At 60.5% G+C, this 25,609-nt stretch carries 20 protein-coding genes; 11 read left to right on the top strand and 9 right to left on the bottom strand.

The window, feature by feature from the left end:
* Window positions 1-83: 83 nt before the first annotated feature.
* The 3 genes from HCK86_RS02115 to HCK86_RS02105 all read right to left on the bottom strand — a co-directional run bounded on the left by HCK86_RS02115 (window position 84) and on the right by HCK86_RS02105 (window position 4,390).
* Window positions 84-1,391: an FAD-dependent oxidoreductase gene (locus tag HCK86_RS02115; protein WP_176082802.1), complete on the bottom strand. Its 1,308-nt coding sequence runs from the start codon at window positions 1,389-1,391 to the stop codon at window positions 84-86.
* Between the two features lie 201 nt (window positions 1,392-1,592).
* Window positions 1,593-2,789 carry a mandelate racemase/muconate lactonizing enzyme family protein gene (locus tag HCK86_RS02110; RefSeq protein ID WP_176082801.1) on the bottom strand — a complete coding sequence of 399 codons (1,197 nt, stop codon included), beginning with the start codon at window positions 2,787-2,789 and terminating at the stop codon, window positions 1,593-1,595.
* A 110-nt stretch (window positions 2,790-2,899) separates the two neighbouring features.
* Window positions 2,900-4,390: a PLP-dependent aminotransferase family protein gene (locus tag HCK86_RS02105; RefSeq protein WP_176082800.1), complete on the bottom strand. Its 1,491-nt coding sequence runs from the start codon at window positions 4,388-4,390 to the stop codon at window positions 2,900-2,902.
* Between the two features lie 124 nt (window positions 4,391-4,514).
* On the opposite strand from HCK86_RS02105, the gene HCK86_RS02100 reads away from it, so the two are divergent.
* The 3 genes from HCK86_RS02100 to HCK86_RS02090 all read left to right on the top strand — a co-directional run bounded on the left by HCK86_RS02100 (window position 4,515) and on the right by HCK86_RS02090 (window position 8,357).
* Complete coding sequence (locus HCK86_RS02100) at window positions 4,515-5,621, top strand: mandelate racemase/muconate lactonizing enzyme family protein (RefSeq protein ID WP_176082799.1); 1,107 nt, start codon at window positions 4,515-4,517, stop codon at window positions 5,619-5,621.
* Window positions 5,622-5,632: 11 nt separating this feature from the next.
* Window positions 5,633-7,108: an aldehyde dehydrogenase family protein gene (locus HCK86_RS02095; protein ID WP_176082798.1), complete on the top strand. Its 1,476-nt coding sequence runs from the start codon at window positions 5,633-5,635 to the stop codon at window positions 7,106-7,108.
* Between the two features lie 367 nt (window positions 7,109-7,475).
* Window positions 7,476-8,357 (top strand): alpha/beta hydrolase, encoded by an 882-nt coding sequence (locus HCK86_RS02090; protein WP_176082797.1) that lies wholly within the window; start codon window positions 7,476-7,478, stop codon window positions 8,355-8,357.
* A gap of 92 nt (window positions 8,358-8,449) precedes the next feature.
* Here HCK86_RS02090 and HCK86_RS02085 read toward each other — a convergent pair whose 3' ends face one another.
* A complete protein-coding gene (locus tag HCK86_RS02085; RefSeq protein WP_176082796.1) occupies window positions 8,450-9,391 on the bottom strand; it encodes a helix-turn-helix domain-containing protein in 942 nt (313 codons plus the stop codon).
* A 413-nt stretch (window positions 9,392-9,804) separates the two neighbouring features.
* On the opposite strand from HCK86_RS02085, the gene HCK86_RS02080 reads away from it, so the two are divergent.
* From HCK86_RS02080 to HCK86_RS02045, 8 genes are all read left to right on the top strand, one after another.
* Window positions 9,805-10,728: a 3-keto-5-aminohexanoate cleavage protein gene (locus tag HCK86_RS02080; RefSeq protein WP_176082795.1), complete on the top strand. Its 924-nt coding sequence runs from the start codon at window positions 9,805-9,807 to the stop codon at window positions 10,726-10,728.
* Window positions 10,725-12,170, top strand: a complete 1,446-nt coding sequence (locus HCK86_RS02075; protein WP_176082794.1) for a carnitine 3-dehydrogenase — start codon at window positions 10,725-10,727, stop codon at window positions 12,168-12,170. Before HCK86_RS02080 ends, HCK86_RS02075 begins: the two co-directional genes overlap by 4 nt.
* A 115-nt stretch (window positions 12,171-12,285) precedes the next feature.
* The gene (locus tag HCK86_RS02070; protein WP_176082793.1) at window positions 12,286-13,872 is read left to right on the top strand and encodes an ABC transporter substrate-binding protein; all 1,587 of its coding nucleotides are present in this window, start codon (window positions 12,286-12,288) and stop codon (window positions 13,870-13,872) included.
* A gap of 9 nt (window positions 13,873-13,881) precedes the next feature.
* Entirely contained in the window at window positions 13,882-14,841 is a 960-nt protein-coding gene (locus HCK86_RS02065; protein ID WP_176082792.1) for an ABC transporter permease, read from the top strand.
* A gap of 13 nt (window positions 14,842-14,854) precedes the next feature.
* Entirely contained in the window at window positions 14,855-15,673 is an 819-nt protein-coding gene (locus HCK86_RS02060) for an ABC transporter permease (protein WP_176082791.1), read from the top strand.
* Window positions 15,666-17,300, top strand: coding sequence for an ABC transporter ATP-binding protein (locus tag HCK86_RS02055; protein ID WP_176082790.1), 1,635 nt, complete (start codon window positions 15,666-15,668; stop codon window positions 17,298-17,300). The genes HCK86_RS02060 and HCK86_RS02055 overlap by 8 nt, the downstream gene beginning before the upstream one ends.
* Before the next feature lie 28 nt (window positions 17,301-17,328).
* Complete coding sequence (locus tag HCK86_RS02050) at window positions 17,329-18,126, top strand: SDR family oxidoreductase (protein ID WP_348641032.1); 798 nt, start codon at window positions 17,329-17,331, stop codon at window positions 18,124-18,126.
* Window positions 18,127-18,149: 23 nt separating this feature from the next.
* Window positions 18,150-19,142, top strand: coding sequence for an NADPH:quinone reductase (locus HCK86_RS02045; RefSeq protein ID WP_176082789.1), 993 nt, complete (start codon window positions 18,150-18,152; stop codon window positions 19,140-19,142).
* Window positions 19,143-19,187: 45 nt separating this feature from the next.
* On the opposite strand, the gene ugpC is transcribed toward HCK86_RS02045, so the two are convergent.
* From ugpC to HCK86_RS02020, 5 genes are all read right to left on the bottom strand, one after another.
* Window positions 19,188-20,285, bottom strand: a complete 1,098-nt coding sequence (ugpC, locus tag HCK86_RS02040; RefSeq protein WP_176082788.1) for a sn-glycerol-3-phosphate ABC transporter ATP-binding protein UgpC — start codon at window positions 20,283-20,285, stop codon at window positions 19,188-19,190.
* Window positions 20,286-20,287: 2 nt separating this feature from the next.
* The gene (locus HCK86_RS02035; protein ID WP_176082787.1) at window positions 20,288-22,222 is read right to left on the bottom strand and encodes a beta-L-arabinofuranosidase domain-containing protein; all 1,935 of its coding nucleotides are present in this window, start codon (window positions 22,220-22,222) and stop codon (window positions 20,288-20,290) included.
* Between the two features lie 26 nt (window positions 22,223-22,248).
* Window positions 22,249-23,079 (bottom strand): carbohydrate ABC transporter permease, encoded by an 831-nt coding sequence (locus tag HCK86_RS02030; protein ID WP_210259800.1) that lies wholly within the window; start codon window positions 23,077-23,079, stop codon window positions 22,249-22,251.
* A gap of 62 nt (window positions 23,080-23,141) precedes the next feature.
* Window positions 23,142-24,062, bottom strand: coding sequence for a sugar ABC transporter permease (locus HCK86_RS02025; RefSeq protein WP_176082786.1), 921 nt, complete (start codon window positions 24,060-24,062; stop codon window positions 23,142-23,144).
* 180 nt (window positions 24,063-24,242) lie between these two features.
* Entirely contained in the window at window positions 24,243-25,496 is a 1,254-nt protein-coding gene (locus tag HCK86_RS02020; protein ID WP_176082785.1) for a sugar ABC transporter substrate-binding protein, read from the bottom strand.
* Window positions 25,497-25,609 lie beyond the last annotated feature (113 nt).

The raw sequence follows: 25,609 nt of genomic DNA, 5'->3' as shown, positions 1-25,609 counted from the left end.
TTCCCTCTTTCTCTTTTTGGAGTCTTCGATTTTCTCGTTATGCTCAGATCCGCCATCTGTTTTGATTTTCGGGTCGCGTGGCACTAGACGTGCGGCTTTCCCCCGGCCCATGGGTGCTTGTCGACAAAGCGGTACCAGGTCACCGCAGCGGGCAGGAACCAGGGCTTGCCGAAATAGAGTGGCCGGGTCGGGTGTGTCAGATCGTCGAAGGCGGTCTTCCCTTCCGGCGATCCCAGTATCTTCAGCCCGGCCTTCATGCCGAGATAGCTCGCCATCGACACGCCCGAGCCGCAATAGCCGAGCGCATAATGAACGCCGTCATGGCAGCCGGTGTGGGCCAGTTCATCAAACGAGTAGGCGACGAAGCCGGTCCAGGAATGGCTGATCGAGGCGCTCGTCAGTTCCGGAAAGATCCGGATCATCGCCTCTCGAAGCCTCGGCCCGCTGACCGACGGATCCATCTCGGACGCGGAGACGCGGCCACCGAAGAGAATGCGCTTCCGGTCAGGGCTGGCGCGGTAATAGTAAAGCACCTTGCAGGTGTCGCTGGCGATCCGCCCTGTCGGAAACAGGCGGTCAACCACGCCCTCAGGCAATTCCTCGGTCGCGATCATGTAGCTGCCGATCGGGATCACACGCCGTTGCAGCCATGGCGTTGCGCCGGTCGTGTAACCATTGGTCGCGACGAGAACATTGCGCGCCGAAACCGGCCCCTTTTCCGTTCTCACCTTAAAGCCGCTGCCCTTGCGCTCGATACCCGTGACCCGGCAATGTCCGGCAATCTCGACGCCGGCCGCGAGCGCCCGCTGCATCAGGGCGCGGTGATATTTTGCCGGCTGAAGCGCACAATGCTTCGGATAGACCACACCGCCGTGATAGGTGTCGCTGCCGAGCTCCTTATGCTGCTCGGCGCGCGGAACGGCAAAGGTTTCGATGCCTTCGTCGCGCCGCAGCTTTTCCGCTTCCCGCACAAGGACCTCGTAATGCTCGGGCGTATGGGCGGCATGAAAGCGGCCATTGCGCTCGAAATCGCAGTCGAAGCCCTCAGCGGTGACAAACTGGCCGAACCAGTCCAGAGCGTCGACACCGGACTTGCGAATGGCGCGGGCCTTTCGTTCTCCGAACTTCGCCGCCAGCGTTGAAAGCGACGGTTTCACGCTGGTGCTGATCTGACCGCCATTGCGCGCTGAGCAGCCAAAACCCGGTGCCTCGGCATCAAGCACAAGAACGGAGCGCCCGCCGCGCGCGGCAACCAGTGCGGCATTCAAACCCGTGTAGCCAGAACCGACAATCACCAGATCCGCCTGTTTGCGCGGCTCTGATAGGGTGACGGGGGCAGGACCCAGATCCATGTGCCAGTATGGCGTTGTGCTTGGTTGCGCGGCGCGCATGCGATTTTCCTATGTTCGGTGGCCTATCCGCTCGGTTGCCGGGTAACGGACGGCTTTGATCTTCGTTAAGAAAACCGTATGAGAGAAATGGACGGCTCGTGATATCCAATTTGATGATTTCATCAGACCATTTCTGCTGAAAAACGATGATACGCAGACCCCGCGACCAGGCCGGCGGGATCTGCACATTCACAATGCCGGTCAGAATCCGGAGAGAACCTCAGGCATCCAATGGATGTCCTTGCGGCTGGCCCTGAAGAAGCATTGTCCATACTTTTCCAGGCTGTCAGGATCGATCTCGAAGCCAAGGCCGGGTGCTTGCGGCATATTGAACCAGCCCTTGTCGTGCAGGAAAGGCTGGGTGAAGATCATGTCACGGGCTTCCGGTATCCATCCGGGCGCTGCGATCGGGTATTCAAACAGCGCCTCGCCGGCAAAGCCGCTGGCGGCGAAGACATGCGCATTGACGATGAAGCCGAATCCGTTTGACCAGCAATGCGGCGTGAACTTCAGCCCCTTCTCCCGGCACAAGGCCGCCATCTTCAGGCTCTGGCTGATGCCGCCGGCCCACATCGCATCGGGCTGATAGATGTTGTAGCAGCCCATTTTCAGCATCCGCGCCAGTTCGCGATAACCCATGACATGTAGTTCGCCACCGGCGACAGGGACGCGCGAATGGGTCGTCAGCTGCGCTATTTCCTCGTGCCATTCGCCGAACAGCGGCTCTTCCACCCAGGCAAGGCCGACATCGGCTGCCGCATCGACAAAACGCTTGGCGCGCTCCAGCGACCAGAGCGGCGCCTTGCCGTTCTGGGTCAGCCGGAAGGCCTGGTTGCAATCGACCGAGATCTTCATCCGGCCCTGCATATAGGTCGCGATGTCGGAGATATGCGCGATGTCGACCGCCTCATCAAAGTCGTGAACACGGACCTTCATCGTGTCGAAGCCCTCGGCAAAACGGGCTTCAGCTTCCTCGCGGCGCGCCGGCGGTGCTTTCAGTTCTCCGGCAGAGGCATAGAGCTTGATCCGGTCGTCGGTTCCGCCAAGGTATTTGTAGAGCGGCATTCCGGCCGTCTTCGCCTTGATGTCCCAGAATGCCGGCTCCAGCCACCAGTTGAAATTGCCTCCGGCAGCCAGGATCTGAATCCGCTCGGCAAGGTTATCGATGTCACTTGCGTCCTGCCCGAGAAACAGGCCGGCGAGAAGGTCGCCAAGGCCGGCGCGTTCGCGCCCGGACGCCGGAAAACCGCTCCAGCCTTCAACGCCGTCATCGGTGATGAACCGGACAATACACATCGAGACATGGGTTCTGATTGTTCCGGGGATCCAAGACGGCGCGTGCGGCGCAGGCAATGGCGTTTTCACCAGATAGAGCTCGACGCGGTCAAGCACTTGCATATTTCGGTCCTTTCAGAAGTTCCTTGGCTCGATGGTCATGTCAGGCTGGCGTGACCGGTAAATGAAAACTATGAAAGGAATGGATTGGTCGTGATATCCAATTTGACAAATTATGCAGACCAATTTGACTGGAGTGCCGGGAGATCGCGCACAATGTCGATCCCCTTGCGCAACTCTTCCGGCGGCGCACTGCCGAAGCCGAACACAAGTCCATTCTTCTCGATCGGGGCAAGGCAATAGCGCGAAAGCGGTGCCAGGATGACACCGCGTTCGCGTGCCTGTTCGACCACCAGTTTCGCGTCGATATGCGGCGCGAGGTCGGCGGTTGCGTGAAATCCGCTTCTGGTTTCCTGCAGCCGGACGGTTTCAGGAAGCGAGCTTGCGGCATCTCTCAGGGCATCATAGCGGGCCTTGTAAAGCCTGCGCATGAGCCGGATATGCGTGGCGAAATGACCCTCATCCATGAAATCGGCGACAATCGCCTGCGTGGCGGTTGCCGGGCCGCTGGCCCAGGCTGCAAAGGTCTGGTCGAAGGCATCGATCATGCTTTCGGGTACCAGGATGAAACCAAGTCTGAGCGCTGGAAACAGTGACTTCGAAAAGGTCCCGACATAGAGCACGCGCCCGGATGTATCGGTGCTGTAGAGCGCGGGCTGTGGCGCATTGTCAAAGTAGAATTCGCCATCATAATCATCTTCGATGACCAGGCCCTGCGCTTCTTCGGCGGCACGTAGCAGTTCGAAACGCCGCGCCAGGGACATGACATGGCCGAGCGGCTGCTGATGCGTCGGCGTCACAAAGGCCAGGCGGAAATGCGGTGACTTCTTCAGGCCATCGGCGACGACCATGCCTTCTTCATCGATATTGACCGGAACCAGCTCCGCCCCCTGCGACAGAAATGCGTTCCGAGCGCCGGATGCGCCGGGGTTTTCCATCCACACCCGGTCACCGGGGTTGAGCAGCATATGCCCGATCAGCGCGAAGCCATGCTGTGCACCACAGGTGATGAAGATCTGTTCTTCATGGCAGCGAATGCCTTTCAGCGCGCTCAGATGCGTGGCAATCGCCCTTCGCAGCGCCCGCATGCCCTTCGGCTCGCCGTAACCCATGACCTTGCTGCGCGCGCCGCGCAGCTGTCGGGCGGAAATGCGCGCCCAGTTGGTCATCGGGAAGGCATCGAGTGCCGGCAGTGCGGTGATGAAGGCGCGCGCTTCATGTGGCAGCCAGGTTCGTCGAGCATAGGCTGGCTCGGCATGGGTGATGGCGTAGGAAAGCCGCGGCTTGCTCACTGTTTTCGCCGGCTCGGGCAAGCCTTGCTGCGGGCGCTGGGCATCAAGCGCATCGCTGACGAATGTGCCGGCTCCGACCCGTGACACCAGCATGCCTTCAACGACGAGGCGCTCGACCGCATCAATCACCGTCGTTCGCGATACGCCAAGCTCACGCGCCAGAATGCGCGTCGCCGGCAGGCGGTCACCGGCACGCAGACCACCGGAAAGGATGATGTCACGCAGCGCCATATAGAGCTGGACGCCTACACCTTTGCGAGAGGTGCGGTCGAGCTTGATAAAGGAAAGAAGCGCACCGGCCGAATGCTTCATACGTCGCAAACCTCGCGATTAAGATGAAATTGGTCTGGAACAAGTTCCGAAATGGATATGTCTGATGCGCCAATTATGCCGCAAATGAGATGAAGTACAAGTTGACCAGAGCAATCGAAGTCTTATGAAACTTACCAAGATCGAAACATTCACCGACCAATTCATCTGCTTTGTCCGCGCCACCGCAGAGGACGGGGCCACCGGCTGGGGGCAGGTCGCTCCCTATTTCGCCGATATCACCGCCGAGGTCCTTCACCGGCAGATTGCACCGCATGTGCTCGGTTTTGATTGCAACGATATCGACGCGATGGTTGATCATGCCCGCGACAGGGAACACAAGTTTCCCGGCGCCTATCTGCGCCGCGCCATGGGCGGCGTTGACACGGCGCTCTGGGACATGGCGGGCAAGCGTGCCGACAAGCCGGTCTGTTCGCTGATCGGCGGCACGCCCGGCACGCTCAGGGCCTATGCCTCCTCGATGAAGCGCGACATCACCCCTGCCGATGAGCGGGAGCGCTTCCTGCGTCTGAGGGGCGAATATGGTTTCGATGCCTTCAAATTCCGCATTGGCGCCGAGGTTGGCCACAATCAGGACGAATGGCCGGGACGCACAGAGGAAATCGTGCCGATGATTGCCGGTGCGCTGGGGCAAGAGGCGGCTCTGCTGGTGGACGCCAATTCCTGCTATTCCCCGGCAAAGGCGATCGAAATCGGGCATTTGCTCCAGGATAACGGCATTTCCCACTACGAAGAGCCCTGCCCCTACTGGGAATTCGACCAGACCAAAGAAGTCAAGGAAGCGCTCGACATCGACATTACCGGGGGCGAGCAGGACTGCATGATCGAAAACTGGCGGCTGATGATCAAGGACCAGGTTGTCGATGTGCTGCAGCCCGATATCTGTTATCTGGGCGGCATTTCGCGCAGCCTGAGGGTGGCGCGGATGGCCGAAGCCGCCGGCATGCCGGTCACGCCACACGCCGCCAACCTGTCTCTGGTCACGCTGTTCACCATGCACTATCTGCGCGCCATCAAGACGGCAGGCAAATATCTTGAATTTTCGATCGAGGGTCGCGACTATTATCCTTGGCAGGAAGGTCTCTTCCTCAACGATCCCTTCCGCGTTGAAGGCGGCCAGGTGACCGTGACGGACGCGCCGGGATGGGGCATTGAAATCAATCCGGAATGGCTGGCCAGGTCGCGCTATCAGGTCAGCGAGCTAGCAGACTGAAGGTGAAAACCATGAACATCGAAGACATTCTCGCCGGCAAGAGGCCGGAAGGTCTCCCCGATGGCCATTTCATTGATGGTCAGTTCCGCCGCGCATCCGACGCCGCAATGATGGAAAGCTTCGATGCCGGGCGCGGCGAGGCTTTTGCAAGCTTCGTCAACGGCACCGCCGCTGATGTCGATGAGGCCGTTGCCAGCGCCAGAAAAGCCTTCATGAAGGTCTGGCGCGACATGGCACCGGCCGAGCGTGGCCGCATTCTGGGCCGGGCCGCTGGCCTGCTGCGCGAGGAAGCCGAACGCTTTGCCATCGTCGAAACACTCGATTGCGGCAAGACGCTTTCCGAAGCCCGCGGCGATGTGGCGGGCGCGGCCCGCGCCTTTGAATATTACGCGGGCGCAACAGACAAGCTGCAAGGCGCAAGCTTCCCGCTCGCCAAGGGTTATCTCGGCTTCAGCCTGAACGAGCCGATGGGCGTTTCCGCGCAGATCATCCCGTGGAACTATCCGATTTCGACTGCAGCCCGCGGCATGGCCCCGGCGCTTGCCGCGGGCTGCTCAGTTGTCGCCAAGCCGGCCGAACAAACCCCGTTCACGGCGCTGATGCTCGCCGAACTCCTGTCGCGGGCGGGCCTTCCCGACGGCGTCTGCAACGTCATCACCGGAACGGGTGCTGCCGTCGGTGCCCCACTTGTCGCCCATCCCGATATCGACCAGATCACCTTCACCGGTTCGGTGGTCACCGGCCAGCGGGTGATGCAGAGCGCCGCCGAACATGTCACCCGGCTGGTGCTGGAACTTGGCGGCAAGTCACCGGTCGTGGTTCTCGGCGACTGCAATCGCGAAGCGGCCATCGAGGGCGTGCTTGGTGCGATCTTCGAAAATGCCGGGCAGATCTGTTCGGCAGGCTCCAGGCTCGTCATCGAACGTTCGATCCATGACGAATTCGTCGCCGAGCTCGTTCGCCGGGCTGAAGCATACCGCCTTGGCCACGGCCTGCGCGATCCGGATTTCGGTCCGCTCAATTCCGCAGCCCATCTGGCAAAAGTCGCCGGCATCATCGATCAGGCAAAGGCCCGTGGCGCCGAAATTCTCACCGGCGGCGAGATCGCAGCCGATCCTGAAACCGGCAAGGGCTGGTTCTACAGGCCGACGATCATTGCCGACACGCCCTCCAGCGATGATCTGGTGCAGGAAGAGATCTTCGGTCCGGTGCTGACGGTGCAGATCGCCGACAATGCCGAACACGCGCTCAAGCTTGCCAATGACTGCCAGTATGGCCTCGTCGGTGGAATCTACACGCAGGACATTTCCAAGGCGCTGACGCTTGCCCGCGACATCGACGCCGGCCAGATCTTCGTCAACGAATATTTCGCTGGCGGCGTCGAACTCCCTTTCGGCGGCAACAAGATGTCAGGCTTTGGTCGCGAGAAGGGGCTTGAAGGCATGCTCTCCTACTGCAAGACGAAGAGCATCGCGATCAAGATCTAGCGGTTCGGCTCGAAAGTCGTAATCGATTTTCGAAAAGAACGATGCGTCGATTCAATAAGATAGCGCGTCCTGGTGGGTTCAAAGGGAGGCATGGCGCTCTAGGCCATGCCGTTCGAGGATCCCGTCCATGATCGGCCCGGCCTTTGCGGGTTTTATCCTTCGGGCGGGGCTGCTGGCGCTGGCCGCCAGCCATTTCCTACCGGCTTTTCCACATATTTTGCCCGCTTGTCTCTGGAGGGTCTATGGCATTCTGCCTATGCCCGGAGGAGCAGATCTTCTGCCGCATGCCGATTGCGAAACAGGGGCGAGCGTCAAGGGCGGGCGCGAACGGGAAAGACGTCCGACACGAGCAATGAGGATATGAAAATTGGATTACCGCGCCATACTGGATCAGGATGTCGTCGCATTCATCGACAAGACGCTCTCATTCTATAGCGCAGACCTCGCCGCAGATGACTGGCAGGGACAGCGTGCGGCCTATGATCGGATGGCGGCCCATTTTCACGCGGGGCGTCCCGCCGGGCTTGCCGTTTCCGATGGCCGGATCGCCGATGTTCCGGTCCGGATCTATGGTGAGGAAACGGCAACGGTGATCGTCTATGTTCACGGCGGGGGCTTCGTGCTCGGCGGCCTCGACAGTCATGATGACGTTTGCGCCGAGATCGCCGCTGCAACACAGCGCCGCGTCGTATCCGTCGATTATCGCCTGTCCCCGGAACATCGTCACCCGGCCGCCTATGATGACCTGCTGGCCGTTGTCAAATCACTGGTCGAAACCTGCGACGTGGTGCTGTGCGGTGACAGCGCCGGTGCATCGCTATGCGCCTGTCTTTGTGGTTGCTGGCACGACGCCCGCATTATCGGCCAGTTCCTGATCTACCCGGCGCTCGGCTTTGCGCCAGAAGGCGGCAGTTTTGAGCGCCATGCCCATGCTCCGCTGTTGAGCCGCGATGAGGTGGAAGCCTATGGCGCCGTGCGCGGCGGCGAGCGCGATGACCCGCGTGCGACCGCAAGCGCCGGCGATCTGGCCCGCTTGCCGCCGACCTTCATTTTTCCCGCCGAATGTGATCCGCTGCATGATGACGCGCTTCGCTATGCCGAGGCAGCGGCAAAATGTGGAACCGATATCACCGTCGAGACATCGGCAGGACTGGTTCATGGCTGGCTGCGGGCGCGGCATGAAAGCACGCGTGCGGCGCGGACCTTTGCCGGGATAGCCGGCAAGATCGCAGCCTTCTGCGCTGGCTGAGGCGATCCGTCCGCCAGGCGGCGAAGGTCACTGTGATGCGGAGATTCAATAAGATAGAGCGTCGTGCTGCCTCCAAAAGGGCGCACGGCGCTCTAGCCACTGCCCTGTGATATCTTCTTCTCAACCCTGCGCACCGGGTGTCCATAGGTCTTCTGGAACGCCTTGCTGAGCGCTGATGCGTCCGAGTAGCCGGAGCGGATGGCGATTTCGCGCAGGCCGAGCGTGGTATTTTCGGCCATCTCGCGCGCATGCACAAGCCGCAGGTTCTGGTAATACTGGCCGGGGGCCATGCCAAGCTCTGCCTTGAACAGCCGGTTCAGTGTCCGGGTGGACATGTGAGCCCGTTCGGCCAGGGCGGAAAGAGACAGCGGGTGCTCGATCGTTTCGACCATGATGTTGATGATCTGGTCCATGCGGTTGCGACCGGGGATGGACAGTGCCGTTGTCATGCGCACGCCGTCCTTATGCGGGCTTGCATCATGCATGAACATCGAAGAGGTCATGAAGGCGCGGGCCGCACCGAACTGTTCACTGATAAAGGCGAGGATCAGTTCGAGCGCCGTTGATGCGCCGCCGCAGCTCCAGATCCGCCCGTCCATGACATAGGTGCTCTGGCTGACCCGGACCTGCGGAAAAGTCTCGGCAAATTCGCTGATCACGGACCAGTGCAGTGTCGCTGTCAGGTCGTCGAGAAGGCCAGTGGCGGCAAGGATCCAGGCACCGGCATCCGCGCCGATAACCGTACGGCTCTGACGCGCAAGCGACATGACGAGACGCTGATTTTCCGGTGTCGGGTGCTGGCGATAGCCATTGCTTGAAATGATCACGAGAAGATCCGAGACCTCCACATCTTCAATGCCGGCATTCGGCGTCAGAAGAAGGTGCGACGAACTCTCGACAGGCGCGTTATCGACGCTGACGACATTCCAGCTGATGTCTTCCTGATAGAGCTCGTGAACCATTCTCAATGGCTCGAGAAGACAGGAAAAAACCAGGTTCGAGAACCCGTCGAAAAGCAGAAATGTGACATTCATGCGGCACTTTTGGCATTATTGGATAATATTTTGGCACTATAGGATAAAACTTGTCGGGCTGGCTACCGTATTCTCCGGCCCATCGAAACCGTCATGTTCTCGCAGTCGCTGCCTTCCGGTCCGCTGCAGGGACAATCGGACGATCCGGTGATGAAGTTTTCCCTGACGGGGGACGCGCTTGAGATAGGCGCGCTTGACTGTTTTTCCACTGGATCACGCCCATTGCGATCGCGTTGTGGGCTCAGGACGTCTCGCGTCTCATGTCCGATTTTTGTGATTAGCACGTTTGAACGCCGCGCGGAGACTGGTCTCGCGTGGAGACAATTTGAGTTTGCCTGAACGCCGTCGATAGAGCGGCTGTGAATAGGATTGCAATCTGTTGCGGGCCCGCCCGCACCGATCAAGGAGCATGCATGCCACTGACAATGAACAGGGATGTCTTTATCACATGTGCCATTACCGGTTCCGGCGGCACGCAGGACCGCTCTCCCCATGTTCCGCGCTCGCCGGAAGCGATCGCAACGAGCGCGATCGAGGCGGCCAAGGCTGGTGCAGCCATTGTTCACTGTCATGTCCGCGACCCTGAAACCGGCGTTCCTTCGCGTCTTCCCTCGCTTTACCGTGAGGTCACCGAGCGTATTCGCGATGCCGAAATTGATGTGGTGCTCAATCTGACCGCTGGCATGGGCGGCGATATTACTTTCGGTTCGGTCGAAAGCCCGCTGCCAGTCAATGCGGCTGGAACGGATCTGGTTGGCGCCAGCGAGCGGATGGTGCCGATTGCCGAATGCCTGCCGGAAATCTGCACGCTGGATTGCGGCACGATGAATTTTGCCGAAGCCGATTATGTGATGGCCAATACACCCGGCATGCTGCGCGCCATGGGCGGGATGATGACCGCGCTTGGGGTGAAGCCCGAAATCGAGGCGTTTGACACCGGCCATCTCTGGTTCGCCAAGCAATTGGTGAAAGAAGGCGTTCTGGGGTCTCCGGCTCTGGTTCAGCTCTGCATGGGCGTGCCGTGGGGCGCACCGAATGATCTCAATACATTCATGGCCATGGTCAACAATGTGCCCGACGACTGGAACTGGTCGGCCTTCTCGCTCGGGCGCGATCAGATGCCCTTCGCCGCCGCCGCTGTGCTGGCCGGGGGCAATATCCGCGTTGGACTGGAAGATAATCTCTACCTGAAGAAGGGGGTTCTGGCGACCAATGCGCAACTGGTCGAAAAGGCGGTCGCCATTGCCGAGAACATGGGGGCCTCAGTGCTCGGCCCGGCTGCCGTGCGCGACAAACTGGGTCTGGTCAAACGCGCACCGAAGGGAGCCTCGTCATGACGCCGGATGGCGGCAGAAAAGCCGCCATCATCGGGGGCGGGGTCATCGGCGGTGGCTGGGTGGCCCGGTTTCTGCTGAATGGATATAACGTTTCGGTCTTTGATCCGGATCCGCAAGCTGAGCGCAAGATTGGCGCGGTGCTCGCCAATGCCCGTCATGCGCTGCCCGGCCTTTACGATCATGCCTTGCCGGAAGAGGGGCGTCTCACCTTCTGTGACCGGCTGGAAGATGCCGTTTCAGGCGCTTTATGGGTGCAGGAAAGCGTACCGGAACGTCTGGCGGTCAAGCATGAGATCCATGCAGCGATTTCTGCAGCCGCGCCGCGCGATGCTGTCATCGGCTCGTCGACATCCGGCTTCAAACCATCAGAACTGACAAGCGGGGGCGCGCGGGTGATTGTCGCGCATCCTTTCAATCCGGTCTATCTCCTGCCGCTGGTGGAGCTCGTCGGCGATACCGATCATTGCGCCCGCGCGGCTGAGCTATTGCGCGCAATCGGCATGTATCCGCTGGTGCTGAAGCGGGAGATTGACGCTCATATCGCCGATCGACTTCTGGAGGCGGTCTGGCGCGAAAGCCTGTGGCTGGTCAAGGATGGCGTCGCCACCACCGAAGATATCGACGAAGCCATCCGCATGGGATTCGGCATTCGCTTTGCGCAGATGGGGCTGTTCGAGACCTACCGGATCGCCGGCGGTGAAGCGGGGATGAAGCATTTCATGGCCCAGTTCGGTCCGGCCCTGTCTTGGCCCTGGACGAAGCTGATGGATGTTCCTGCCTTCAACGATGAACTGGTTTCGCTGATCGCCGGCCAGTCCGATGCCCAGTCCGGCGACAAAACGATCCGCAGGCTCGAACGTGAGCGGGATGACAATCTTGTCGGCATTTTGCGGGCGCTGAAAGTCAGCGGCAATGCTGCCGGCAAGGTGATCGCGGCGCATGAGGTCGGGCTTGCCGTGTCGGGCATGCATGAGGGGCTGCCGGTGACGCAGAAGCGTCAGGTCCCTGCGTCCTGGACCGATTACAATGGTCATATGAACGAAACCTTTTATCTGGAAGCCGGCTCCAAGGCGACCGACGGTTTCATGGCCCTGATCGGAGCTGGCCCGGACTATATCGCGCAAGGGCTGAGCTATTTCACGGTTGAGAGCCACGTGCGCTATCTCGATGAGGTCCACGCCGGTGACACGCTGACCGTGACAACGCAGCTGCTGAATGGCGAAGGCAAGAAGATGCATCTGTTCCATCGGATCTATCGCGGGGACGGAACGCTTTCTGCGACGGTGGAGACGCTGTTGCTGCACACCGATCTGAAAGCGCGGCGCAGCACGATGCCGACAGCCGATGTCGCCGAAAAGCTGGCGGAATTCACGCGCCTGCATGCCGATATACCTGCCGACGGCGCCGGGCGCTTTGTCGGCGAACGCCCCGGTAGCCGTTAGCGGCGCCAGCGGGAAAAATCATGGGCTCGTTTCGATACGAATTTCATTCCGCCCTATCTGCGAGGCATACGAGCCGCCTCCTTTGCGGACAAACCCAAAGCAAGACGGAAGCAAAATGAATAATTATCTGAGATTTCTGGCAACACGCACTTTGACCGGCGGCATGTCGCGCCGTGAATTCATGGGACGCACCTCGGCGCTCGGCATCGGGGCGGTGGCCGCCAGTTCGATGCTTGGGCGGGTGGCCCAGGCGCAGGAGCCCGTCAAGGGCGGCACGCTGCGCATGGGGCTTGGCGGCGGTTCGTCGACCTCCTCGCTGGATCCGGCGCTTGCTGCCAGCCAGGTACCGTTTCATGTGATCCGCACCTATGGCGAACAGCTCCTCGAGGTCAATGCCGACGGTTCGCTCAATCCGCGCCTGGCGGAAAGCTTCGAAGCCTCCGATGACGCCAAGACCTGGGCCTTCAAGATCCGCAAGGGGGTCGAGTTCCACAATGGCAAGACCCTGACCCCGGAAGATGTGCGCCAGACGCTGCTGCGCCATTCGGACGAGAACTCGAAATCAGGTGCACTCGGCATCATGCGCGGCATTTCCGACATTCGCGTTGACGGCGACAATCTGATTGTCGAAGTGGACACGCCGACGGCAGATCTGCCTTACCTGCTTTCGGATTTCCACCTGCTGATCCAGCCAGACGGCGGCCGCGAAGACCCGACCGCCGGTATCGGTACCGGCGCCTACAAGATTGTCGAGGTCGAGCCGGGCGTGCGCTATGCCTTCGAAAAATTCGGCAATTACTGGGATGACAGCCGTGGTCACTTCTCGACGGTCGAGATGACCGTCATCAACGATGCGACGGCGCGCAATGCGGCGCTGCAGTCGGGGCAGGTCGATATCGTCAACCAGGTCGCCCCCAAGGTCGCCGGTCTGCTCGATCGCGCCCCCGGCGTACGCGTCGACCATGTTGCCGGGCGCGGTCACTATGTCTTCATCATGGAATGCGATCAGCCGCCTTTCGATACCAAGGAAATGCGCAATGCGCTGAAATATGCCATCAACAGGCAGGAAATGGTCGACAAGATCCTGCGGGGTTATGGTTCCGTCGGCAATGATTTCCCGATCAATGCCAGCTATCCGCTATTCGACGACACGATCCCGCAGCGTGAATATGATCCGGAAAAGGCGGCAGCGCTCTACAAGGCTTCCGGCCATGATGGCAGCCCGATCGTGCTGCGCGTTGCCGAAACCGCTTTTCCCGGCGCTGTCGACGCGGCGCAGCTATTCCAGCAGAGCGCCCAGGCTGCCGGCATTCCGCTGGAGATCAAGCGCGAGCCCGATGATGGCTACTGGTCTGATGTCTGGAACAATACGCCATTCTGCGCATCCTACTGGGATGGCCGTCCGGTGCAGGATCAGATGTACACCACCGCCTATCTTTCGAGTGCGGACTGGAACGACACGCATTTCGACAATGCCAAGTTCGATTCCCTGCTGCTTGAAGCCAAGGGCGAGCTGGATCAGGACAAGCGCAAGAAGCTCTACAGCGAAATGGCCTATATTCTCAGGGACGAGGGCGGTCTGATCTGCCCGATGTTCAACGAATTCGTGCAGGCCGTGCGCGATGATGTTCAGGGCTGGGAAGAAAATGGCGTCTTCGAGCTGATGAACGGTCTGGCCCCGGTCAAGTGCTGGAAGAACTGAGGCGCGCGCATGAACGCCTCCCTTTTCAAGCTTGTGGCCCAGCGGATCGCGCTGGGCCTCATGCTGATCTTTCTCGTATCGATCCTGATCTTTGCCGGCACGCAGATGCTGCCGGGGGATGTTGCCCAGGCCATTCTCGGCCAGTCCGCCACACCGGAAGCGCTTGCAAATCTGCGCGCTGATCTCGGTCTCAACATCCCGGTCTATCAGCGCTATATTTCCTGGCTGGTCGGCCTGCTTCACGGTGATCTCGGCACCTCGCTGACCAATGGTCAGGATATCGCCAAAGCCATCGGGACGCGGTTGTCCAACACGCTGTTTCTGGCCGGATGCGCCGCCATTATTTCGGTTCCGCTTGCCATTATCCTGGGCCTGGTTTCGGTTCTCTACCGCAATCGCTGGCCGGACAAGCTCATCTCCATGATCTCGCTGGCGTCGATTTCGGTGCCTGAATTCATGCTGAGCTATATTCTGATTTTCTACATCGGTGTGCAGCTTGGCTGGGCGCCCTCGGTCGCCATGCTCAATCCGGGCATGTCATTCTTCGCCAAGCTGCATGCGATCGCGCTGCCGGTGGCGGTGCTGGTCATGGTGGTGCTCGCGCATATGATGCGCATGACCCGGGCCGCGCTTCTGAATGTCATGCAGTCCGCCTATATCGAAACGGCGGAACTGAATGGTCTTGGCCGGTTCAAAGTGATCTGGCGGCACGCCTTTCCCAATGCGATTGCGCCGATCGTCAACGTCGTCATGCTCAACATGGCCTATCTCGTGGTCGGCGTTGTCGTTGTCGAGGTCGTGTTTGTATATCCCGGCATGGGCCAGTATCTGGTCGATCATGTCGCCAAGCGCGACGTGCCTGTCGTACAGGCCTGCGGCATCATCTTTGCTGCCGTCTATATCACGCTGAACATGCTGGCGGATATCTGTTCCATTCTGGCCAATCCGCGCCTCCGGCACCCGAAATGAGGAGGCTCAGGACATGAAAAGAATTCCACTGCCCGCCCTTCTCGGGCTGATCATCACCATCGGCTTTTTCGCCACCGCCCTGCTTGCCCCCTGGATTGCACCCTATGGCGTGAGTGAAGTGGTTGGCGATGTCTGGGAACCGGCATCGGCCGCCCACTGGCTCGGCACCGACAATATCGGCCGGGACCTGCTGTCACGGCTGATCTATGGCGGCCGCACGACGATTTTCGTTGCCATTGCCGCCACCTTTGTCGCCTTTGTCGTCGGCACGTCCCTTGGCCTGTTTGCCGCAACCATCGGCGGCTGGGTCGATCAGCTTCTGTCGCGTCTGGTGGATCTCATCATGGCGGTTCCGGCACTGATCTTCGCATTGGTGGTGCTTTCGGTCATGCCGGTGACCGTTCCGATCCTGATTGTCGTGATCGGGCTTCTGGAAGCCACGCGCATGTATCGCCTGTCGCGCGCCGTTGCCGTCGATCTTGCGGTGATGGATTTCGTCGAGGCGGCACGCCTGCGCGGCGAAGGCCGCCTATGGGTCATCTTCCGCGAGATCCTGCCCAACGCGATCTCACCGCTGATTGCCGAACTCGGCATGCGCTTCATCTTTGTCGTGCTGTTCATTTCAACGCTGTCCTTCCTTGGTCTCGGCATCCAGCCGCCGAATGCAGACTGGGGCGGTATCGTGAAGGAAAACAAGGATGGCATTGTCTATGGCATTCCCGCAGCGTTGCTGCCCGCCGTTGCCATTGCCGCACTGGCCATCTCCGTCAATCTGGTTGCGGACTGGATCCTTGAGCGCACGACCTCACTGAAAGGAGGCCGCAATGGCTGAGCCCCTTCTGACAATCGAAAATCTGAAGATCGAGGCGACCAGCTATCCCCCGGGCGAAAAGCCGCAGAAGGTCACCATCGTCAACGGCGTGTCACTGCAGCTGGAAGCCGGAAAAGTGCTGGGGCTGATCGGTGAATCCGGTGCCGGCAAGTCGACGATCGGCCTGTCGGCCATGGGCTATGGCCGCGGCGGCGTTCGGCTCACCGGCGGCTCGGTCCGCCTCAATGGTCGCGAAATGCGCGGCGCGCCGGGCAAGGTCCTGCGCGCGGCACGCGGGGCGGATGTCACCTATGTGGCGCAATCGGCCGCCGCTGCCTTCAATCCGGCGCGCAAGCTGATCGATCAGGTGATCGAAGCCACGGTCAAACACAAGCGCATGAGCCGGGCCGAGGCCCGGGAGCGGGCGGTGGATCTCTTCACCCGTCTCGGACTGCCGGACCCGGAAAGCTTCGGCGAACGCTATCCGCATCAGGTCTCCGGCGGTCAGCTGCAGCGCGCGATGACCGCCATGGCGCTGTGTCCCAAACCGGATCTCGTTGTCTTCGACGAACCGACCACGGCACTGGATGTCACCACCCAGCTCGGCGTCCTGGCCGCGATCAAGAAGGCGATCCGTGATTTCGGTGTCGCCGCGCTCTATATCAGCCACGATCTGGCGGTTGTCGCCCAGATTGCCGATGACATCATGGTTCTGCGCGGCGGCGAGACCGTGGAATATGGAAGCTGCGATCAGATCATCAATGATCCGCAGGAGGATTATACCCGCGATCTGGTCTCCGCCGTCAATGTCGAACGCCGGGAGCGCGATCCGGATGAAAAGCCGGTGCTGCGGCTCAACGGCATCTCCGCACGGTATCGCGGGCTGGATTTCGATGTGCTGAAGAACATCACTATGGAGGTCCAGCCAGGCACAACGCTAGCGATTGTCGGTGAAAGCGGTTCAGGAAAATCAACGCTTGCCCGGGTCCTGACCGGCCTGCTGCCGCCGCATACGGGTGATGTCGAATTTGACGGGGCGACGCTTTCGCCCGCCCTCAAGGGGCGCTCCAAGCAGGATCTGCAGCAGCTGCAGATGATCTATCAGATGGCCGATGTGGCAATGAATCCGCGCCAGACCGTCGGCACGATCATCGGGCGGCCGCTCGAATTCTATTTCGGCATGAAGGGGCAGGAGAGGCGTGATCGAGTGATCCAGCTTCTCGAACGGATCGAGCTGGGTGAAGCCTTCATCGATCGCTATCCTGCCGAGCTTTCCGGCGGCCAGAAACAGCGTGTCTGCATTGCCCGTGCACTTGCCGCGAAACCGAAGCTGATCATCTGCGATGAAGTCACCAGCGCGCTGGATCCGCTTGTGGCCAAGGGGATCCTGAAGCTTCTGCGCGATCTGCAGATCCGCGACGGCGTCACCTATATCTTCATCACCCACGATATTGCCGCCGTGCGTGAAGTCGCCGACACGATCGCGGTCATGTATGAGGGCAAGGTGGTGCGCTATGGCGGCAAGCACGAAGTGCTGACGCCGCCCTTTGATGACTATACCGAGCTGCTGATGCGCTCGGTTCCGGAAATGCGGATCGGCTGGCTGGAAGACACGCTTGAAGCCCTTGATGCTCACTGGCCCGCCTGAAAACAGACATGCCCACAAGGATCTGACAGTGTCCGAAATCATGACAGACGAAGACCGCCCTGCAGCACTTGTGACCGGTGCGGGTGCGGGAATTGGCAAGGCAATCGCTCTGGCGCTTGCTGCAGACGGTTGGCGGGTATTCATCTGCGATGCCGATCAGCAGGCGGTGGTGGCCATCGGCGCAAGGGACGATGGCATCGACGCCATGCTGTGTGATGTGTCCGATGAGGCACAGGTCAGGCAATGCGTCGCACATGTGCTTGACGCGACCGGCGGCAGGCTCGATCTTCTGGTCAACAATGCCGGGATTTCCGGCATGAATGCACCGGTGGAAGACACAGATGCCGAAGACTTCCGACGCACCATGGATGTCAATGTCAACGGTCCTTTCTACTTCCTCAGGCAGGCTGTTCCTGCGATGAAGGCGAAAGGGCGCGGCTCCATCATCAATATCGCCTCGACGGCGGCGCTTTTCGGCTATCCGAACCGGACCTCCTATGCTGCCTCCAAATGGGCCATTATCGGGCTTACAAAGACACTGGCGATGGAGCTTGGACCCTTCAATATCCGCGCCAATGCCATTTGCCCCGGTTCGGTCGAAGGACCGCGCATCGACGGCGTGATCAGGCGGGATGCAGCCAATCGCGGCATGGACGAAAGCGCGGTACGGCGAATTTATGAAAGCCAGGTCTCGATGCGGAAATTCGTCAACGCCGAGGATATTGCCCGCATGTGCGTGTTTCTCGCATCCGATGCGGCTGCCATGGTCTCCGGGCAGGTGATCGCCGTTGATGGCCACACCGAAAGCCTCTCGGTTCCCCTTTAAACGCTCTCCTCAGGAGGAATGACATGAAAGCTGTCTGCTACGAAGAGTTTGGCCTGGCAGCCGATGTGCTGCATTATCGTGACATCGACACACCGGTCGCAGCGGCCGGCGAGGTGCTGGTGAAACTTCGCACCAGCGCCGTCAATCCATCCGATACGAAGAAGCGCATGGCGTCCTTTCCGAACCTGCTCGATGAGGGCTATGTCATTCCCCACAGCGATGGCGCCGGGGTGATCGAAGCCGTCGGCAAGGGCGTGCCCGAAAGCCGGATCGGCGAGCGGGTGTTCACATTCAACGCGCAATATGGTCGTCGCTTCGGCACCGCGGCCGAATATGTTGCCCTGCCATCCGCCCATGCGCCCTGCCTTCCCGAGCAGGCCAGCTTCGAGGTGGGGGCCTGTCTCGGCATTCCGGCGATGACCGCGCATCGCTGCGTCTTTGCCGATGGGGCGGTTTCGGGAAAAACGGTGCTGGTCACCGGCGGCGCGGGTCGGGTTGGCTTCTATGCCATCCAGTGGGCGGCGCTGTCCGGCGCACGGGTCATTGCCACGGCGAGCAATGATGCTGACGCGGATGCCTGCCGCAATGCCGGCGCTTCGATCATCGTCAATCACCGCGATCCCGACTGGCCCGAGGCACTTCTGGCGGCAACCGGCGGAGAAAAGGTGGATCGGGTTGTCGATGTCGAATTCGGTGCCAATCTGGACCAGGTGCTGCGCCTGATCCGCACCGGCGGGGTGATCGCCACCTATTCCTCGACCACCGAGCGTGAGCCGAAGCTGCCCTTTTTCAGGATGATGTATCTTGATCTCACGATCCGTATGGTCATCGTCTATGCCATGCCGGACGAAGCCAAGGCGCATGCGATTTCCGACATTCAGGATGCGCTGGAAATGGGGCGGCTGCAGCACCGCATCGCCCGCCTCATGCCGCTTGCCGAATGTGCTGCCGCCCATCGCGCCATCGAAGCGGGCGATCTTCGCGGATCCGTGGTGCTTTCAATCGCCGCCGACTGACGATGGCGCGCCAGGAATGACCGGGCGCAATCTGCAGGGCAGGCGCTATCGGATCCGCTTTTCGGCGCTGTCGAAGAGGCACATGGTTTCGGCGGCGGCGGTCAGTTTCAATGTGGTTCCGGGTCTGGAAATGGCCGTGCGCGCGACGGCCACGGTGCAGGCGGTTTGCCCGATCGTGCCGTAGAGATAGGACGTGCCGCCGAGAAATTCGGAGAAATCGACCCTGAAGGAAATGGCCGGCTCGCCATTTTCGGCAATCCGCCAGTGCTCGGGACGAATGCCAACCATGACCGATGTTCCGTCGCGTGGTTTCGCCTTCAGAACCGGCGCGCGAACGGAAACGTCAGCGATTTCCACGGCGCCGCCGCGATAGCTTGCCGGCAGGAAATTCATTTTCGGCGAACCGATGAAGCCGCCGACAAACATGTTGTCGGGATCGTCATAGAGGGCTGCGGGCGAGCCGACCTGTTCGATCCGCCCGCCGCGCAGAACGACGATCTTGTCGGCCAGCGTCATCGCTTCGGTCTGATCATGGGTCACATAGATCATCGTGTTGCCGAGTTCCTGATGCAGGCGGGCGATTTCGATGCGCATGCCGACCCGAAGTTCGGCATCGAGATTGGACAGGGGCTCGTCGAACAGAAAGATTTCCGGATCGCGCACGATCGCCCGGCCAATGGCGACGCGCTGGCGCTGGCCACCGGACAGCTGGCCCGGCCGGCGGTCGAGATAGTCCGTCAGTTTGAGAATGTCCGCAGCCTGCCGCACTTTCTCCCGCACCTCGTCCCTGGGGCGTCCGGCAACCTTGAGGCCGAACCCCATATTCTGTTCGACACTCATATGCGGATAGAGCGCATAGGTCTGAAACACCATGGCAATGCCCCTGTCGGAGGGGTCCTCATCGGTCACATCGCGTCCGGCAATCAGGACATCGCCGCTGGTCACGTCCTCCAGCCCGGCGATCAGCCGGAGCAGCGTCGACTTGCCGCAGCCGGAGGGGCCGACAAAGACAACGAATTCGCCGCCGTCGATCTTCAGATCGACATCATGGATAACCTTGATTGCGCCGAAGGATTTCGACACCTTGTTGAGGCTGAGGCCGGCTGGCGCCTTGACCTTGTTCAACGTCGCGAGACTGTCCATGATCATGCCTCCCTGCGCAGCCAGACCAGCATTTCGCCCGGCGCCCGGTTGTCCCAGAGATAATAGGGAACGGCCGTCAATCGGGCCGCCTGCCGGCCGGGCGGAACCGTATTGTAAAGGCTCTCATCCGGCTGGCTTTCCCGCTCGGCCTCGATCAGCAGGCCGACGGCATCGGCAAGGCCATCGACCGGAACGGTCTCGATCGCAGCGCCATCCTTCACCACATAGGCATTCAGCGGCGCCTTGTTGTCGGTTTCCTCGACGCAATAGACCATCGGCCCGCGCTGGATCGCGATGCGCCCCTGATCGGCAGCGACTTTCGCATTGGCGTAGAGCATTTCAGGCTCCATGGTGAGATCGAGCGTGACTTGGTCGCCGGGCTGCCAGAGACGATGAATGCGCAGATAGCCCTTCTCGGCAGCGGTTTCGATGCTCTCGCCGTTGATGGCCATATGGTGCCCTCTGGCCCAGCCCGGTACGCGCAGCGACAGCGTGAAGGCAATGGCAGTTTCAGGATCGACCGAAACGGAAATCCGCCCATCCGCCGGATAGCGGGTCTTCTGCGTGAGGGTAAGGCTGGTGCCGGAAATCTCCAGTGCGGCGACATTTTCACAATAGAGATGAATGGCCACCTCGTCATCGGCGACGCCATACATATAGGTTCCCACCGAGGCGACGAGGCGGGATATGTTGGGCGGGCAGCAGGGGCAGTTATGCCAGATCCAGCGATGGTGACGCCCATGGCTTTCCAGCGGGTTATCGTAGAAGAAGCGCGTCCCGTCCAGTGACAGCCCGGCCAGCGCATTGTTGTAGAGCGCGCGCTCCATGACGTCGGCAAAGCGGGCATCAGGCTGGCGTCCAAGCATGCGGCTGGCCCAGAACACCAGAGCGACAGCGGCACAGGTCTCGGCATAGGCCGTGTCGTTGGGCAGGTCATAGTCGAAGGTCAGCCCTTCATTTTCCTTCGACGGTCCAAATCCACCCGTAACATAGAGATTCCGGTCGGTCAGATGCGACCAGAGCGCCTCAAGCGCCGGCTCCAGGCTGTCATCAGAAAATTCCGTGGCGACATCGGCCATGCCCGAATAGAGATAGGCCGCCCGCACGGCGTGACCCACCACTTCGCGCTGGTCGCGCACGGGTTTGTGGGCCTGGCAATATTCGTAACTGTCGAAATAATAGTCGTTCGGGCTTTCGCCGCGGGCAATCGCTTCCTGATCGTAATAATGCGGCGCTTCGCCACGTGCATCGACCAGATATCTGGCAAGATCGAGATAGCGCCGTTCGCCGGTTGTCCGTCCCAGTCGCACGAGCGCCAGTTCGAGTTCGGGATGGCCGGGATAGCCATGTTTCTGATCCGCTTGCGGACCGAAGACGCTGTCGATGAGATCGGCGTAGCGGCACATGATATCGAGCAGCTTGCGCTTGCCGGTTGCCTGATAGTAGGCGACGGCGGCCTCGATCAGATGGCCGGCATTATACATCTCGTGCTGGTCGCGCAGATTGACCCAGCGCTTTCCGGGCTCGATGCGCAGGAAGAAGGAGTTGAGATAGCCGTCATCAGCCTGAAGCCGGCCATAGCTGTCGATGACCGCATCGATGCGCGCCTCCAGGGCGCTGTCGCGATGGCGGTTGAGTGCATAGGCTGCCGTCTCGATGCTCTTGGCGAGATCGGAATCCCAGAACATCTGTGTTGTCACGGTATTTCCCGGACCGTAGGGGATTTTCAGACCTGGGTTCGGCCTGTCGGGATCAATCTGATCCAGCATGCCGGCTTCGACGCATCGGTCAAACAGGATCCTGGCCGTCTGTGAGGCAATGACATCGATGCGCGGCCCGAAAAAGCCTTCAACCTGAACCTGATTGACGGCCGGCGGGCGGAACTTCGACTTTGGCTGAAGCGCATTGGCGACTGAGATGGCGGAGTTCTTGTTCATGGATCTATCCTTTCGCTGGGCGCGGTCTATTTGACCGCTCCGGCCGTCAGGCCGCGGATGTAGGAGCGTTGCAGAATGAGAAAGAGAAACAGGCAGGGGATCATCATCAGCGTGACGCCGGCCTGAACGGCACCCCAGTCGACGGAGCCGTAGCGCCCCGACTGAACGGCGGTCATCATCACCGGCAGGGTAAACTTGCTCTGGTCCGTCAGAAGCACCAGCGCTGCCAGAAACTCGTTCCATGCATTGAGAAAGGCAAACAGGCCAACAGTGACGACGCCGGGCAGTACCAGCGGCCCCATGACCTGCACCAGCATGCGCACGCCCTTGACGCCATCCATGCGGCCGGCTTCCTCGATCTCCTTTGGCACGGCGTCGAAGGCGTTGCGCATCATGAAGACCGAAAAGGGCAGTTGCAGCGTGGTGTAAAGGAAGACGAGGCCGATCAGCTTGTTCTGCAGGCCCATCTTCACCAGAAGCAGAAACAGTGGCGTCAGGATCGACTGGAACGGCACCATGATGGTGGAGAGGATCAGCACAAAGGCGAGGCCCTTGAGGGGGAAGCGGTAGCGCGAGAACCCGTAGCCGGCCAGAAGCGAGACGACAATGGTGAGCAGGGCGGTGAAAATGGCGACAAAGAGCGAATTTCCGGCATAGTGCAGCACTGACTGGCCGAAATTTTCCAGCCGCTCATAGCTGGCGATGCTGAACCCTTCGACCGGCCAGGGCGGAAGCGGCGGCTTTGCGGCTTCTGCGGCCGGGCGAAAGCTTGCCAGCACCAGCCAGAGCAGCGGCGCGAAGAAGATGAAGGCGACCAGCAGGGCGGTCAGATGGAAGACAAGGCGGTGATAGCGCATCCGGCCGCGCCGGCGCGGTGCCGCCGTATCAAGCTGGTCCATGAGTGCGGTGGAGGCGGACATTACCTCTCCTTCCTGTCGCTGAGCAGCGTGAGCTGGATCAGGCTCAGCGCCATGAGAATGACGAGCAGCACAACCGAGAGCGCCGCGCCATAACCAAGGCGGAACGAGACGAAGCTTTCGTTGAAGATCTTGTAGACGGCCGTGATGGTCTGGTTCTGCGGACCGCCGCCGAGAATGATGTAGAACTGGTCGAAGGCGAGCATCGAGCCGGAGACGCACAGGATCAAAGCCAGCGCAAAGGGCTTGCGGATCAGCGGCATGGTGATGTAGCGGAACCGCTGGAGCCGTCTGGCGCCGTCAATGCGGGCCGCCTCCTGGTAATCCGTCGGGATTGCCTGCAGTCCGCTCATCAGGATGACCATGTAGAAGCCGGCCATTTTCCAGACAACCATGACGATGACCGACCAGAAGGCCGGTGAGAAGGAGGCCAGGATATTGGACTGTTCCTTCGAAAAGCCGAGCCCGCGCAGGAGCGGCGGAAACAGACCGGAATCGACATTCGACAGCCAGACCCAGAGCAGCGCTGCCGAGGCAAAGCCCGTCACCACGGGCATGAAGTAAACGGTTCTGTAAAATCCGACCGCCGGGCCCTGATGCTGCACCATCAAGGCAAGCAGCAGCGCGACACCAAGAAGGCCGATCGTGACGACAACGGTATATTCGACGGTGAACCAGAGCGACGTCCAGAAGCTGGCATCGGAAAACAATCGGCTGTAATTGGCAAAGCCGACCCAGCGCGGCAGTCCGAGCAACGGCCAGTTATGCAGTGACATCCATACCGTCATGCCCAGCGGCACAAGAAAGAAGATCACGACAAGCGCCAGGGCTGGCAGAACATAGAGAAGGCCTGCCAGCTGCGGCCGTCGCCGCCGCCTTTTGCGGCTCGGCGCATGATGGTCTGCGATCGTGGTGACAGACATGACATTTCCTTTCACGGGGCCGTCAGGGCGCCGCGAAAGCCGGCACCTTAACGCAACCATTTGTTGTCAGGTCATTGCGGGCGGCAGGCGGTACCGCCGCCTGGAAACGGCCGGTCACCGCCGGCAGCACCCTCAGAAAGAGCCAGGCTGCCGGCAGCCGGCCGGAATAGCGGGAGAGGGCTAGCCAGCCGAATTGATGATCGACGTCATCTGCTTCTGCCCGTTTTCGATCGCCTTCTGCGCTGCCGCATCGCTATCGGCGAAGAAGGCATCATTCAGCATCGTCGCCCAGGGGCCGTTCTGCGAATTGATCAGATCGTTGAACAGTGGCGTGAACGGCGTTTTCCCGCCGGCCATGGCCTTTTCGGCAATCTGATAACGCGGATCGAGATCGGCAAGCGACTGGCTGGCGATATCGCCGCGCACCGGAAGCGCACCGTTTTTCGCCATCAGCTGCTGGCCCTCGGGCGAATAGGCAAATTCGACAAAGGCTTCGATTGCCGGAAGCTTGGAATCATCCGTCCCGGCAGAGACGACGAAATTGTCACCGCCGGCAAAGGAGGACCAGCCGCCGGTTTTGCCGGGCAGCATGGTGACGCCATAATCCAGATCGGGATACTGGTTGTTGAGCGCACCGATGGCAAAGGAGCCGGAGGTGGAAATGCCGATATTGCCGCCGGCAAAGGCGGCGAAGAAGTTCGAGCCGGTATCGGTTTGCGAACCGGCCGGCACCAGGCCGTCCTTGACCATTCCGCGATAGAAATTGACGGCATCCGCCATTTCCGGCGTATCGACCGTTACCGTCTGACCGTTGTCTTCAAACAGATGGCCACCAGAGGCCCAGACCAGCGGCATGAAGGTGAAAATCTGGCAACCCGGGCAATTGCCGGAGAAATAATAGCCATAGGTATCGTCGCCGATGGCGCCGACGGCCTTGGCGTCCGCCAGAACCTCATCCCAGTTCTCGGGCGCCTTGTCCGGATCCAGACCGGCCTTCTTGAACAGATTCTTGTTCCAGACCAGAACGGAGGCATCGCCGGACATGGGCAGGCCGTAGACCTTGCCGTCATAGGTGCCGACAGAAAGATGGGCCGGTGAAAGACTGTCAAAATAGGGCAGGGACTTGGCGAAGTCGGTGATATCCTTCAGCTGGCCCGCCTTGGCAAAGGCCGGCGTGTAGATCAGGTCCAGCGACAGGGCGTCGGGCGCCGAACCGCCAACCGCGGCAATGGCATATTTCTGCACCAGCTGGCCGGTGGGAACCAGCTGCAGTTCGGCCTGATCACCGCCCTTGGCGTTGAAGGCGTCGACCAGTTTCGGCATGAATTCTGAATCGTCAGTGCGCGCCCAGAGCGTGAAAGTCTCGGCCTGGGCAAGGCCCGGCACTATCGTTGCAGCAAGGGCAATGCCGCTCAGCAAAAGTTTGACATTCATTTCCATTACCTCCCAGGTTTCGTCAGACGTCAGCACATCTCCAGTGAGCTAACGTTTGCGCAAAATGCGCATCCTCCTCCTTCATGTCTGTCCTCACAGATTGAAGGATCGTG

The organism is Martelella sp. HB161492 (assembly GCF_013184775.1).
Classification (GTDB): domain Bacteria; phylum Pseudomonadota; class Alphaproteobacteria; order Rhizobiales; family Rhizobiaceae; genus Martelella.
Note: the sequence above shows the minus strand (reverse complement) of the source record. Positions and strands in the feature narration are given on the sequence as shown.